The sequence below is a fragment of the Desulfovibrio gilichinskyi genome, from assembly GCF_900177375.1.
GTDB classification, from domain to species: Bacteria; Desulfobacterota; Desulfovibrionia; order Desulfovibrionales; family Desulfovibrionaceae; genus Maridesulfovibrio; species Maridesulfovibrio gilichinskyi.
In genome coordinates this window covers 356667-370768 of sequence record NZ_FWZU01000005.1, presented here as the reverse complement: position 1 = coordinate 370768, position 14102 = coordinate 356667, and the positions used below count along the sequence as shown (strand labels likewise).

The window sequence follows — 14102 nt, the reverse complement described above, 5'->3', positions numbered from 1 at the left end:
CGAAACTTTAAATTTCTATTTTTAAATGGAGAGACTTATGTCCACGCGCAAATTTAAATTCATATTTGCTATTTTACTTTTACTTGTTTCAACAGTTGCAGACGCAGCCCCGTTACAGGTTACTGTTTCTATTGTTCCGCAGGAGTTCTTTGTCAAAAAGATAGGAGGAGACTTAGTAGATGTGAATGTTATGGTCAGACCGGGCAGTAGTCCGGCGGTATACGAACCGCAGCCCAAACAGATGACCCAACTTAGCAATTCAGCTATTTATTTCGCCATAGGAGTCCCGTTTGAGCAGGCATGGCTGCCGAGATTTAAATCCGCAAACACAAATTTAGAGATTGTTCACTTAGACGAATCTGTCGTCAGACAGCCTATGCAGGAGCATATTCATGAAGGAGAAGAACATCACGACCATAGTGATAATTATATCGCAGATCCGCACATCTGGCTGGCTCCGCCTCTTGTAAGAATCATGTCCCTTCAAATCAGAGATTCACTGATAGCGGCCGACCCTCAGCACGAAGATATTTACAGGAAAAATTATTATAAATTTGCTGCGGAAATTGATGATCTGGACCATGAACTGATTAACATATTCAAAAACTCCTCAAAACCGCAAAGCTTTATGGTATACCACCCGTCGTGGGGATATTTTGCCAGAACCTACGGCTTAAAACAGATTCCGATTGAATTAGAAGGAAAGGAACCCAGCCCTAAAGAAATGGCCCAGATAATCGATTTTGCGCGCAATAATTCAGTTTCTGCCATATTCATCCAGCCGCAGTTCTCTAAAAAGAGTGCACAGGCAATAGCCTCTTCAATAGGAGCAAAGATACTGATAGCAGACCCTCTAGCGGCCAATTGGGATGAAAACTTAAGAGAAGCAGCTAAATCTTTTCTTGGAAACTCCCGGTAGTCAGGAAGAAAAAGGGAAAAGTTGTGATGAGACATTAATACAGACAAGCAAATGCAAAAACAAACTTGCTCAAAAAAAAAGTCCGAACCGGATTAACATAGATTAATTCCGGTTCGAACTTTAAATACAAAATTATTCGTAAAAAAACTTAAAACATCTTCAGGAGAGAATGTTTCGCTGTATCTAACAGCTGAGTATAGCTAGAAGAGTCAGCATAAAAGCAAATGGTCCGCGCAGTAAAGACGAGACCTTAACATAATGAGGCAATTCTGCTGAAAGCTTTGAGCGAAGAGCATTAAACTCTTTATTCATTTCGCGATATTCTTTTGATCTGAGAGATCTGGCCTGACGAGATTCACCTCGTAACATTTCCATATCTTGTCTGTGCACTGAAAGCAGACTATCAATATTACTCATGAAAAGATCACTCCATCTTATGTATAGATAATAAACCGGAATGTTTTAAGAAAGTTGTGAACCGGAGAACCCGAAGGGGTCGGGGAGGTGGAGTGGGTCCCCCGGTCCATACTTGACTAACAAGCTGATCTTCATAAAGCACCATCCGTGCCAAAAACAGTTTTTATGGCTAAAATCTCTGTTATGCCCGACAGGTCGCCATTCATAATTTTAAAATCAAATTCCCCCATCATCATTCACAAGTTGATTATTCATAAATATTACTATATATCATAAAAAACTCAAAATAACACAATAAAACTTAGTGAAATAAAAAATATATATGACAATCTCAATTGACGATTATAAAGCATTATCGCGGGAATTAGACCCTAAAAAATTACAGAAAACAATTTTAAACCTGCTTTTAAAGTTGCAAAACGTAGAAAGAGGGTCACTTTGGATTGAGCGCAACAACATGTATGAATGCGTCGAATCATTAGGGCATCAAAGTGAAGCATTAAAAGGCGTCAAGCTTTCACCAAATGAAAAAAGTATTGTGGGATGGGTCATACAGAATGGGAAAATGACCATTGCTGAAGCTGGAGCAGATGACAGACATTTCAGCAGAATTGAACAAAACTTTGAAATAAAAAGTAAGCATATCCTATGTTTTCCGCTCCTGCTTAAAGGTAAAGATGTTTACGGAGCGGTTCAGGTTATTGATACAAGCACTGACGGGGACCATCTGAATCTAAATCCTGAATATCTCACAATGCTTCAGGAAATGGTGGACATCGGCTCTATAGCTTTAGGCAACTCTTTAGAATTTCAAAAACAGCAGTATAAATACGCCCAGTTAAGCCAGACTTTGAGCAGTTTGCGCGGCAAAAACTCAATTATCGGAAAGAGCGCGTCTGTCAGCAAAGCACTTAAACTTGTTAAAAATTATGCGGCAACAAATTATCCTGTTCTTATTTCCGGAGAATCTGGGACCGGTAAAGAGCTGTTCGCGGAAGAAATCCATGTTCAGAGCGATCGCGCTACCAAGCCTTTTTTAACTCAGAACTGTAGCGCAATACCGGAAAACCTTCTTGAAAGTGAATTATTCGGATATGTAAAAGGAGCTTTCACTGGGGCATCAGCAAATAAATTAGGCCTTTTCGAGGCAGCTGACGGTGGCACTGTTTTTCTCGACGAAATAGGAGATATGGATATCAACCTTCAGGCTAAACTTCTTAGAGTGCTGCAAGAAAATGAAATTAAGCCGCTCGGAGGAACTCACACCCGTAAAATAAATATCCGTATAATTTCAGCAACCAACCGTAAATTAGAAGAAGAAGTCCGCTCCGGACGATTCAGAGAAGACCTTTATTACAGATTGAATGTTTTACCGCTTAAACTGCCCAGCCTGCACGAAAGAAAAGAAGACATCCCGCTGCTGACCGAATATTTCTTAACCAGAGAAGCATCAAGCAACCATATGCTGCCCAAAAAGCTGACTCCGGAAGCAATGTCTGCAATGAAGACACATAAATGGCCAGGCAATATTCGAGAACTTGAAAACACGATTAAGCAATTCCAAGCCATGGTTCCGGGTGATACTATTCAATTATCAGAACTACCTGCACACATAGCAAGTCCAGTAATCAAAGCTGAGACAATCATTACGAGACAAGGAACGGACTCACCACAGAAGTTTGCGGATGAAGCAAGCTCAACATTTAATATTGCGTCAATGACGTGGTCTGAACTGGAATCCAGTTATGTTATGATGCTTTTAGAAAAGCATAAATGGAACGTCAGTCAGGCGGCACGGGCAGCAGGAATAAATCGCTCCACGTTTGACTCGCGTATGAAAAAGCTCGGCATTACTAAAGGAGTGGATTAACACCGCTTACGTGGCGGTTCATACCGCTTACAGTAAAACATCTGGACGTGTCAGTCAGAGGGGTGTTATTCATAAACTGCTTAAGATTCCTTTAACTCTAACATTTTAGCAGTTAAAAAACGCTAAGATGCAGGGTTAAAACTATTGTAATAAAAGGTTTTAAACTTCTCATAATTAATGATGGGTGAATTCCCACTTCAAGGATTTATCAGATGCTCCTTCTTGGAATAGACGTAGGCGGTACACATACTGATGCGGTTGCTATCGGGCCGGACCGGATAGAAGCTCAGGTCAAAGTTGCAACTAATCATGATGATCTTCTATCATCCATCAGAAGTGCGCTTGGAACAATTGTAAGCAAGACCGACCCTGCGCGTATAAAACAGCTCAACCTCAGTACCACGCTCTCAACAAATTCCATTGTTGAAGGAAAGTTTGAGGACGTCGGAATGATTATTTCCGCAGGTCCCGGACTAGACCCGCATTCTTTTATGATCTGCAAGGACTTTCATGTGATCCCGGGATCTTTAGATCACCGCGGATCTGAAACAAAGCAACTGGACAACCTTGCTCTGGAAGAGGCTATTTCATCCTGCCGCAAATCAGGTGTTAAGGTTTACGCAGCTGTTACAAAATTTTCTCCGCGTAATCCCGCGCACGAAAAAGAAATCGAGCTGGCCATTGGCGACAATGCAGATTTTACCACACTCGGGCACCAGATTACGGGGCGTTTAAATTTCCCGAGACGCATTGCAACAGCCTTCTACAATTGCGCGGTCTGGCGTATTTTCAATAACTTTGCTGATGCTATTTCCCGCACACTTGATGAAATGGGACTGAGCCATATAAAGGTTAACATCCTTAAAGCAGACGGCGGAACCATGCCGCTGCCTTTATCAAGAAAAGTTCCTGTTCAATCTATTTTTTCAGGTCCGGCTGCCAGTGTTATGGGCATTATAGCTCTCTGCAAAATCACTCATGACTCCATCATCTACGACATCGGCGGAACGACCACTGACATTGCTATTTTTGTCGACGGGACACCTCTTATTGAGCAGGAAGGAATAAACATAGGTTCTCATCCGACACTTGTACGTGCGCTGAAAGTTCATTCCATAGGAGTCGGAGGCGACTCTGCCATTTCCATCCTTGAAGGATCCGTCAAAGTCGGTCCGACAAGACTCGGCCCTTCAATTGCTTTCGGAGGGAAAATTCCTACTCTCACGGATGCTCTTATCTGGAAAGATTCCTGCGACTGCGGAAATATAGATAAATCAAAAGCCGAATTTGCCGCTTTTGCCGCTCAAAACAAAATGGAAGCAGACGAACTGGCAGACAGAGCTATCGAAAACGCTATTGATAAAATTCATGATGCGACGCGCAAACTTGTGGAAGAAATTAATCAGCAACCGGTTTATACCATCCATGAACTGCTCGAAAACAGGCGCATCATTCCACGTAAAATTTACATGATGGGCGGCCCGGCTAAAGCCATGAAAATGGACATCTTCCGCAAATTCAAACTTGCGACGGAAGTGCCTGAAAACTACGATGTAGCCAATGCAATCGGCGCGGCTTTAACCAGAACAACGACTGAAATAGAACTCTTTGCCGACACCGAACGCGGCGTTATGTTCATCCCCTCCCTCGGGTACAGGGAAAACGTTCCACGCAATTACAAACTTGAGGATGCAGAAAGAGACGCTATGAACCATCTGCTGGCTCACCTTGGCGACATGAGTGTTGCTTCAGACGGAAACAATGCGCACATAACCTCGTCTTCTTCTTTCAACATGGTTGACGGCTATACCACTGTGGGCAGAAACATCAGGGTTAAATGCCAGATCAAACCCGGCGTAATCCGGACATATTCATAAAACGGAGTTTTTATGCTCAAGGCTGAAAACAGTCTGGGAATTATATTTTTCCCTGCATTTGACTGGGCTATCTCGCCGACTCACCCGGAAAGGGAAGAACGCCTTTTATACACTCAGGACCAACTGCGTGAAGAAGGTCTTTTTGATATTGAAGGAATACGCGAATACAAGCCCGAAGTGGCAAAGACAGAAGATATCGAAAGAGTCCATTTCTGCTTTCCGGAAGCGGAAGCAATAGCGACACGTTCTCATTATATTTCAGCAGGCGGAGCCATTAAAGCAGCAGAACTGATAATGCAGGGGGAAAGAGACCGCGCCTTTGCCTTGGTGCGCCCTCCGGGGCATCATGCAATGAAGACGGTACAAGGATCACGCGGGTTCTGCACAATCAACGTCGAAGCCATCATGTGCGAGCACATCCGTGAAAAATACGGACAAAAACGCATAGCCATTGTTGATACGGATTGCCATCACGGCGACGGCACGCAGGATGTGTACTGGCACGATCCCGATACTCTTTTCATTTCCATGCATCAGGATGGACGAACCCTTTACCCCGGTACAGGATTTCCGAAAGATGCCGGTGGACCGAAAGCGCTGGGACGGACTGTCAATATTCCACTTCCTCCCGGAACTTCAGACGCAGGGTTCATGATGGTCATGGAACAGATAGTTATGCCCTTACTGGCTGACTTCAAACCGGATCTGATCATTAACTCCGCAGGGCAGGATAACCATTTTACTGACCCTATTACCAATATGAATTTTTCAGCGCAGGGGTACGCTGCGCTCAACACTATGCTAAAACCGGACATTGCGGTACTTGAAGGCGGATACGCCATTCAAGGAGCATTACCGTATGTAAATTTGGGTATCAGCCTTGCTATGGCAGGAGTTGATTACTCCCATGTGCGCGAACCGGCATGGAATCCTGAATCGCTCAAAGAATCAGCTGATGTTCTGAACTATATTCAAATGCTTTGCGATACTATCCCTGAGGTTTATTTCAACCCTCCGGCGCAGAGCAGCGAAGGAATCATAAAAGGCGACTGGTCAGTACGTCATCGCAATATTTTCTATGACACAGAAGGCTTTACAGAGTCACAAACGGAATCTCTATTTTTATGTGACCATTGCCGCGGGTTGCTCAAAGTGGAAACTCAAAAGGAAAACGGCCCTATCGGGTTTGGGATTGAGATCCCCATAGGGGCTTGTGAGAAGTGCCGGAACCTTGGCTATTCGATAATGGAAGAGGCCCAGGTAAAAAGCAAATACCGCTACATACAGATGATCAACCGCAGAGAAAAAGAATACCTGCGCTACGGTTTCTGAAAGCGTAAGAAATGACCATTAGGATAATGCGCCTACAAAAAAGCAAAAAGCCCGCAATTAAATAAGTTGCGGGCTTTTTGTTTGCATCGTGAAAATAAATTTTAACTTTCTTCCGGCTTCGCTGGAAGGTTTTTGATAAAAATATCCTGCTGGGGAAATGGGAATTCAATTCCTTTTTCTTTGAATGCGTCCCAGATCGCAAGCAATGTATCGGATTTTACCCTTCCAGTTCCTTTTTCAGGGTCTCCGATCCAGATTCTTAATTCAAAATCAACGGAACTTGCGCCGAATCCGGTCATACGGCATGCCGGTGCAGGATTTTTAAGCACTCCTGTTACCGTCAGGGCTGCGGCTTCGCTTACTTTAATGGCCTCGCGAACATCAGAGGAATAAGCGACGCCGAAAGGGATTCTAAGCCTTACGGTACTATCACCGTAGGTCCAGTTTATAACCTGCCCTGTGATTAGTGAATCGTTGGGAATCAAGTACTCTTTCTTATCAAATGTCTCCATTGCTATAAAACGGGCATTGAGAGATTTAATCTTACCGCGTGCGTTTCCGACTTCTATAATATCGCCGGGTTTAATAGATCGCTCAAGAAGCAAAATAACTCCGCAGACAAGATTGGATATAACTTTCTGCAAACCGAAACCGACGCCGACACCGACGGCTCCGGAGAAGACTGTCAGGCCGGTAAAGTCGACCCCGATTCCTTTCAGTCCCAAATATATAGCTAAAGCCATGAGTCCGAGTTTGCATGCCTTAGAAAGAAGAACTTGCAATGAAGGAGAAAGTGACCGGGACTTTGCTATCCTGTCCTGAGCAATTTTATTTGAGAAAGTAGCGACTTGAACCAGCGCTAAAAGGAGGATGGCCCCTTTGAAAAGGACTATGATCGAGAGGTTTTTATCATTATAGACAAATCCTACAGTATCAAGAAAAGCTACGGTTTTTCCAAGTAATCCGAAAACATTAAGAGCCGCCATGACCCAGGCTGTTGTTGAAATAACTCTGGCCCAAAACGTGTTCATAACCAGGCTGGAAGCAATTTTAATAATTACCCATGCAGCAGTAAGTGAACCGGCAATAACAAGTAAGCTCGGCTTGTAATGATGAGCCGACAAAATAAAAACCGACAATTTGAAAAGAAGAACACTTAAAATCAGCCCTACTTCCCGGAGAATTGTCTTTACAAAAAGACTCTCACGCACGATTTTCGGCAGTTTTCCTTTTAGCGACTCTTCGATTTTAGGAGTAACTTTTTTATGAAAATATTTTCCTAGAAAAAAAATCAAAGGAACAAGAGCGACCTCAGCGGCTCCATGCCATGAGAAAAAACCATCAATTATAGATCGTTGAAAATCATGAAGCCATTTAATAAGGTCGTTTCGTAAAAATTCCTCAATAATTGATATATCCATAAAAAATCCCCTAATTTAGCAGAGAATATCCAGTAAAGTGCCGATGAATAGAACAACTGAGATCACACCGTTCAGAGAAAAAAACGCCATATTCACACGGCTCATGTCTTCGGCAGAGATGACTTGATGCTCAAAAATCATAATCCCGCCAACAATAGCAGTGGTTGTGAAATATATCCATCCAAGTCCGGCTGAAAGTCCGGCCAGTAAAAAGAAAATTACTGTGTTTACATGGCAGAATGTGGAAATAGTAAGAGAGCTCTGAAGTCCGAGACAGGCTGGAATGGAAAAAAGTCCCCGACCTCTGTCAAATTTTCTATCTTGCGTTGCGTAAAGGATATCGAATCCTGCAACCCAGAAAAGGACTCCTGTGAAAAAAAGTACGGCAGGTAAGGTAAAATGAGGATCAACACAGAGCCAACCTGCAAGAGGAGCAAGGCCGAGAACTGATCCGAGTACAAAATGGCACAACTTTGTAAAACGCTTGGTAATGGAATAAAATGCTGACCATGCAAGAGCGAAGTAGGACAATTTGTAGCAAAGCTCATTCATGTTTTTACAGGCAACTACAAAAATAACTCCGCAGATTAAAATAAAAAATAGGGTGAAAACAGATGACAATTCTCCCGTAACTAATGGACGGGTACGTGTTCTGGGATTTTCACTGTCAATATTAATATCAACAAGCCTGTTAAAGGCCATAGCAAAGGATCTTACCGCGATCATTGCAATTGTCAGCAGTAAAAAGGGTTTAACCCCAGGCCATCCATCAGCTGCAAGGAAAAGCCCCATGTAGGCAAACGGCAGAGCAAAAATTGAATGTTCAATTTTAATCATCCGGCAGACAATAGCTGTATCAGTCCATAGAATTCTTAATTTATTACGCAATAAATCAGTCAAAACATACTCCTTATCAATCCAGCCACAATTTAATTTAATCAAAATTTTTCAATAATTACAGCACCGGCAACAACAAACAGAACACCGAGGATTCTCATCGGAGAAGCCTCCCGTACGGCGTACCCTATGAGGCCGAAGTGATCCAGAATAATTGAGGCTCCCATCTGCCCTGCAATCATCCAGCACATCATTGTTCCCGCACCGAGAACAGGCGCAATGATCACAGCAGAAGCTACAAAAAAGGCACCCATGAATCCACCGGTCCACATCCACCAAGGACCTTTCAAAGTTGCACCGATTGCCGGAACAGAAATTTTGGTAAAGTAGGCATAGGCGATCAAAGCAACCGTACCGACAGCAAAGGAAACAGTTGCCGCCAGTATGGGGTCACCCACAAAATTTCGCAATTTCATGTTCACCCCGGCCTGAGTCGGTGCCAAGGCTCCGAAAATAACCGCGAAAGCGATAAAGATCAGTCGCATATTACCCCCTGTTTTCAAGAAACTGTAAAGTAACAATACGGAAGAGTACCCCGCTTAACCTTGGTTGCAAAGAAAAGTCGGTATCGCTTAAAAAATTGCGACCCGGAAAAGCTCTTTGCTTAAGCGGGTCGCGATAAAAAACATAATACAAAAACTATTTGCGGGTTACAAGGCCGTAACTTTTCTTTCCTTTACGGATAAGCAGAACTTCTCCGCCGATAAAATCAGCTTCAGCCGGAACATATTCAGGATCACTGACACGCTCGTTATTTATATAAAGGCCGCCGGCAGTGATATCTTTGCGGGCTTGACCTTTTGATTTTGCAAGTCCTAGATCAATAAGAATCTGCGGGATATCAGGAATAGCATCAGCTGTATATTCTATTCCAGGAGCCGCTTCCATAGCTTCACGAAGTGTTGCGGAATCTACAGATTTTACGTCCCCGCCGCCGAATAGAGCAACCGTTGCAGCCTGAACTTTTTCAAGTTCTTCCTTGCCGTGAATCATAATGGTTGTTTCTTCAGCAAGACGCTTATGGGCAATACGCATATGAGGAGCTTCCGCGTGGCTTTTTTCAAGCTCTGCAATTTCTTCTTCAGTCAAGAAGGTGAAAAACTTAAGGAAGTTAATGACGTCCCTGTCATCAGTATTGATCCAGAATTGATAGAAAGCATAAGGAGATGTCATTTGAGCATTAAGGAAAATTGCGCCCTTTTCACTTTTACCGAATTTCTTACCGGAAGCAGTAGTAATGAGCGGAAAGGTTAGCGCAAAACCTTCGCCTGCTGCCTTACGGCGAATAAGCTCACAACCGGCAGTAATATTGCCCCATTGATCGCCGCCGCCAATCTGCAACTGACATCCTTTTTCATTGAAGAGATGATAAAAATCGAATCCTTGAAGAAGCATGTAACTGAATTCTGTATAAGAAATACCTACATCTTCGCGTCCGAAACGGCCTTTAACAGATTCTTTGGCAAGCATCCAGTTTACAGTGAAATGCTTACCTACATCACGGAGCATTTCAAGAAAGGAAATACCTTTTGTCCAGTCATAGTTATTAACGACTTCTGCCTTAGAACCTGTATTGCGCTCACAAAAAGCTTCAATCTGAGCTTTGATATTTGCAGCCTGAGCTTCAATCTTATCAATACTCAAAAACTCACGTTCTTTATCCTTCCCGCTTGGATCGCCGATTCGTCCGGTTGCCCCTCCAAGGAGAAACAACGGATTATGTCCGGCTCTTTTCATCCGCACAAGGCAAAGAAGAGGGACCAGATTACCAATGTGCAGACTGTCCGCAGTCGGGTCAAAGCCGCAATACATGCTCCTGCCGGGAGTAGACAAATATTCGCGTACCTTTTCTTCGTCAGAAACCTGATGAATCAAACCGCGCCACTTAAGTTCGTCATAAATATTCATGTTAACCTCTTTATTGAATTTATCGTGATTGCCCTATAAAAAAGCAAATTTAAACATATTAATTTTCAGCATCCGATAATCTGATCTGTCTTCCAAGCGTCAATGGAAACAGTTTTTCCAGTTACCTCATCAACCTCAAGTAAAACGCCTTGCAGTTCAACAGGGCCACCGGCAACACGCCATTTCTGGGGTAATCCTGTCACAAATCGTTTGATCACTGGTCCGGCGGCAAGTCCAAGGCACGAATCAACAGGACCGCACATCCCTGCGTCCGTGATATACCCGCACCCGTTTTCAAGTATTTTCGCATCATTGGTCTGAACATGAGTATGCGTTCCGAAAACAGCCGAAACACGACCATCCAGATACCTGCTGAGACACTGCTTTTCAGACGTTGCTTCAGCATGAAAATCTACTAAAATTATCTTTATCTCAGGCGGGATCTCTTCAAGCACTTTGTCAGCACAGCGAAACGGACATTCGCACGCGCTCATAAAAGTTCTACCTTGAAGATTCACAACAGCTATCGATAACCCTTCCCGTATTCGAAAAGAAGTCCAGCCTCTCCCGGGAGCACCTTCAGCAACATTGGCAGGCCTGACGATTCTATCGCAGGAATTAAGATACGAGTATAAATTCTGGAATTTCCAGATATGATTTCCGGATGTTAAAACATCAATCCCGCACTCGAGAAGCTCTTTAGCATTTTTAAGAGAAAGACCTACCCCGGATGAAGCGTTTTCTCCGTTGGCCACAATAAGATCAAGACTGAGCTTCTTTCGGAGGTCAGTCAGTTTTAGTGCAATACCCTTGCGTCCGGGTCTGCCGAATATGTCACCGAGAAAAAGAATCCGCACTGTGCTCACCTAGCGGCTGATCTGAAATTTGTAGAGGAAATAAAGAAGCGGATGGAAGGTCGGCCCGAAGGGACAGACCCTCCGGGCCGCTATAAAACTCATCTATTTAGCATAACCTACGGAACGACGTTCGCGTATAACGGTTACTCGAATCTGACCTGGATAGGTCATATTGTTTTCAATCTTAGTAGCAATGTCTTTACAGAGCATATGAGTGTTATCATCGGTAACTTTTTCAGCATCGACCATAACTCTGATCTCGCGACCGGCCTGAATTGCGTATGCTTTTGATACACCTTCAAATCCGGTAGCAACATTTTCAAGTTCTTCAAGACGCTTAACGTAGTTTTCGAGAAGTTCTTTTCTTGCTCCGGGACGTGCTCCGGAAAGGCTGTCTGCAGCTTGAACTAGTGTTGCCAGAATTGACTGAGGAGGAATATCTTCATGATGAGCCTGAATCGCATGGATAATCTCTTTGGATTCACCATGTTTTTTAGCAAGATCAGCACCGATTACAGCATGAGGACCTTCGATTTCATGGTCAACAGCTTTACCGATATCATGAAGCAGACCTGCACGTTTAGCAATCTTCTCATCCATTCCGAGTTCCGCAGCCATAATGCCGCAAAGAAACGCAACTTCGAGTGAATGCTGAAGTACATTCTGAGAATAACTGGTTCTGTACTGCAACTGTCCGAGAAGTTTTACAATCTCAGGATGAATACCGTGAACACCTACATCAAATGTAGCCTGTTCACCGATTTCCCGAAGCTTAACATCCATTTCCTGCTCAACTTTAGCAACAACATCTTCGATGCGGGCAGGGTGGATACGACCGTCATGAATAAGTCTTTCAAGAGCCTGTTTTGCTATTTCACGGCGAAGCGGGCTGTATGCGGAAAGGACAACGGTTTCAGGAGTATCATCAATAATAAGATCAACTCCTGTCGCGGCTTCGAGAGCTCTGATATTTCTACCTTCACGCCCGATAATACGTCCTTTCATGTCTTCTGAAGGCAAACCGACAGCTGTGACTGTCTGTTCATTAATGTAGTCACCGGAGTAACGCTGAATAGCAAGAGCAAGAATCTTACGAGCTTTGCGGCTGCCTTCTTCCTTTGCTTCCATTTCAATCGCACGAACCATTTTCCCGGCTTCGTGGCGAGTCCGGCTTTCTATTTCCGTCATGAGCTTTTCGCGAGCTTCTTCAACAGTCAGCCCTGAAACTTCCTGCAATTTGCGCTCGTGCTCATCTTTTCTTCTTTCAAGGCCTTCACGAAGTTCTTCGAGTTTCTTTTCCTGCTTGATCATGCGCTTTTCAAGAGCCAGTACTTCAGACTCTTTTGCTGCTACAGTTTCAAGCTTTTTCTCAAGACGCTCTTCTTTTTCCTGAAGACGCTCTTCCTGTTTTTTCAGGCCGCGTTCAATTTCTTTAAACTCATTTTCCTGCTCTTTTTTGAGAGTATATACTTCAGCTTGAGCTTGGAGTCTGAGTTCTTTTTTCATGGCTTCGGCTTCTTTACGAGCCTCCTGCACAATCCTGTCAGCTAACCCTTGTGAATCTGCTATACGCTTAGAATTCACATATCGGTGCAGGGCATATCCGCCTGCGGCACCCAGGGCCATTCCCAATAATATTAGAAAGAAATCCCCAACCATGCCATTCTCCTTTTATGTTGACAGGCCCTCTAAGACCTGATTTTTCACTACCGATCAACAAACGATCAGAGGTAACAATCTTCCATGGAGAATAGAAAAGAGACGGAGGCTGTTAGCAGAGGAGTAGCGGACTAAACAGCTTTATGACAACTAATATCCCTTTAATTGTCATAAATTCTGGAAATCCTGTTAGGGACCCCGGAGCGCCGTGTTGCCGTAGAAGTTAGAACCGAGTCTAACAGGTGGGCGCTGTACTCGGAATTTCAGGCTTCCCGGTAAACCGGGCATGCACACCACTCCGATGATACTTGCTCCCTTTTTCAATATATTGGTTCAGAATCTATAGGGCAATCACGAACTCCCCAGGGAAATATATCTATATCCTAAATTGTAATCATCTTAACGACTACAAATCACTTCTCTAATAGCGCGTTTATCTTCTCTTCCATCATTTCTAGCTTGCGGCTGTTTTCAAGATAGTCATCAGCAAGGCTCAGGGCTAAACAAGTCAGCAACTTTTCCCTGCTCACATCCTTTCCGCCTCGAGTAAGTTCACCGAACCGGTCTTCAAGCACATCCTTTGCGGCTTCTATTCTTATTTTGTCCGCATCAGTCTTGAACGATATTTCAAGGCCGAGAACCGGTATAGTGTAACGAGGCATATTTGTATAACTACCATCATCCTCTAGAATTTTATTATCATCCATTCGAGCTTACACCATAAAAAAGGCTAAATCCCGAACATAAAGATAAAAATTCCTATTCAAGATTTCCTTCAACTTTATTCAGAAGAGACTCGATACGACTACGGACTTCGTCCTTACGTTGTTTCTCTTGCTCGAGTTCTTCAAGAAGAAATGCATTTTCCTCTTCCAGTTGTTTAATCTTCTGCAGCATTTTATCGAAACGTTCTTCCAATTGAGCGATTATTTCCATTCTTCTAAC

At 43.6% G+C, this 14102-nt stretch carries 13 protein-coding genes and 1 other RNA gene; 4 read left to right on the top strand and 10 right to left on the bottom strand.

Features of this window, described 5'->3' with window-relative positions:
* Nucleotides 1-37: 37 nt before the first annotated feature.
* Nucleotides 38-919 carry a metal ABC transporter solute-binding protein, Zn/Mn family gene (locus tag B9N78_RS15560; protein ID WP_085103929.1) on the top strand — a complete coding sequence of 294 codons (882 nt, stop codon included), beginning with the start codon at nt 38-40 and terminating at the stop codon, nt 917-919.
* Nucleotides 920-1102: 183 nt separating this feature from the next.
* Here B9N78_RS15560 and B9N78_RS15555 read toward each other — a convergent pair whose 3' ends face one another.
* Entirely contained in the window at nt 1103-1336 is a 234-nt protein-coding gene (locus tag B9N78_RS15555; RefSeq protein WP_085103928.1) for a hypothetical protein, read from the bottom strand.
* A gap of 322 nt (nt 1337-1658) precedes the next feature.
* Here B9N78_RS15555 and B9N78_RS15550 point away from each other — a divergent pair, with 322 nt between their 5' ends.
* From B9N78_RS15550 to B9N78_RS15540, 3 genes are all read left to right on the top strand, one after another.
* The gene (locus tag B9N78_RS15550; protein ID WP_085103926.1) at nt 1659-3206 is read left to right on the top strand and encodes a sigma-54-dependent Fis family transcriptional regulator; all 1548 of its coding nucleotides are present in this window, start codon (nt 1659-1661) and stop codon (nt 3204-3206) included.
* 212 nt (nt 3207-3418) lie between these two features.
* Nucleotides 3419-5083, top strand: a complete 1665-nt coding sequence (locus tag B9N78_RS15545) for a hydantoinase/oxoprolinase family protein (RefSeq protein ID WP_085103924.1) — start codon at nt 3419-3421, stop codon at nt 5081-5083.
* 12 nt (nt 5084-5095) lie between these two features.
* Nucleotides 5096-6415 (top strand): histone deacetylase family protein, encoded by a 1320-nt coding sequence (locus B9N78_RS15540; protein ID WP_085103922.1) that lies wholly within the window; start codon nt 5096-5098, stop codon nt 6413-6415.
* 101 nt (nt 6416-6516) lie between these two features.
* On the opposite strand, the gene B9N78_RS15535 is transcribed toward B9N78_RS15540, so the two are convergent.
* The 9 genes from B9N78_RS15535 to B9N78_RS18215 form a co-directional block, all read right to left on the bottom strand.
* Nucleotides 6517-7836, bottom strand: a complete 1320-nt coding sequence (locus tag B9N78_RS15535) for a mechanosensitive ion channel family protein (protein WP_085103920.1) — start codon at nt 7834-7836, stop codon at nt 6517-6519.
* A gap of 15 nt (nt 7837-7851) precedes the next feature.
* Complete coding sequence (locus B9N78_RS15530; protein WP_085104130.1) at nt 7852-8673, bottom strand: 4-hydroxybenzoate octaprenyltransferase; 822 nt, start codon at nt 8671-8673, stop codon at nt 7852-7854.
* Between the two features lie 101 nt (nt 8674-8774).
* Entirely contained in the window at nt 8775-9218 is a 444-nt protein-coding gene (locus B9N78_RS15525) for a DMT family transporter (RefSeq protein WP_085103918.1), read from the bottom strand.
* 154 nt (nt 9219-9372) lie between these two features.
* Nucleotides 9373-10641 (bottom strand): tyrosine--tRNA ligase, encoded by a 1269-nt coding sequence (tyrS, locus tag B9N78_RS15520; protein ID WP_085103916.1) that lies wholly within the window; start codon nt 10639-10641, stop codon nt 9373-9375.
* Nucleotides 10642-10706: 65 nt separating this feature from the next.
* Nucleotides 10707-11498: a TIGR00282 family metallophosphoesterase gene (locus B9N78_RS15515; protein WP_085103915.1), complete on the bottom strand. Its 792-nt coding sequence runs from the start codon at nt 11496-11498 to the stop codon at nt 10707-10709.
* A 102-nt stretch (nt 11499-11600) separates the two neighbouring features.
* Nucleotides 11601-13157, bottom strand: a complete 1557-nt coding sequence (gene rny, locus B9N78_RS15510) for a ribonuclease Y (RefSeq protein ID WP_085103913.1) — start codon at nt 13155-13157, stop codon at nt 11601-11603.
* A gap of 191 nt (nt 13158-13348) precedes the next feature.
* Nucleotides 13349-13529, bottom strand: a non-coding RNA gene (gene ssrS / locus B9N78_RS15505) — 6S RNA.
* A gap of 41 nt (nt 13530-13570) precedes the next feature.
* Nucleotides 13571-13819 (bottom strand): cell division protein ZapA, encoded by a 249-nt coding sequence (locus B9N78_RS15500; RefSeq protein WP_085104128.1) that lies wholly within the window; start codon nt 13817-13819, stop codon nt 13571-13573.
* A 97-nt stretch (nt 13820-13916) separates the two neighbouring features.
* The gene (locus B9N78_RS18215; RefSeq protein WP_212637028.1) at nt 13917-14093 is read right to left on the bottom strand and encodes a hypothetical protein; all 177 of its coding nucleotides are present in this window, start codon (nt 14091-14093) and stop codon (nt 13917-13919) included.
* Between the last annotated feature and the right edge of the window lie 9 nt (nt 14094-14102).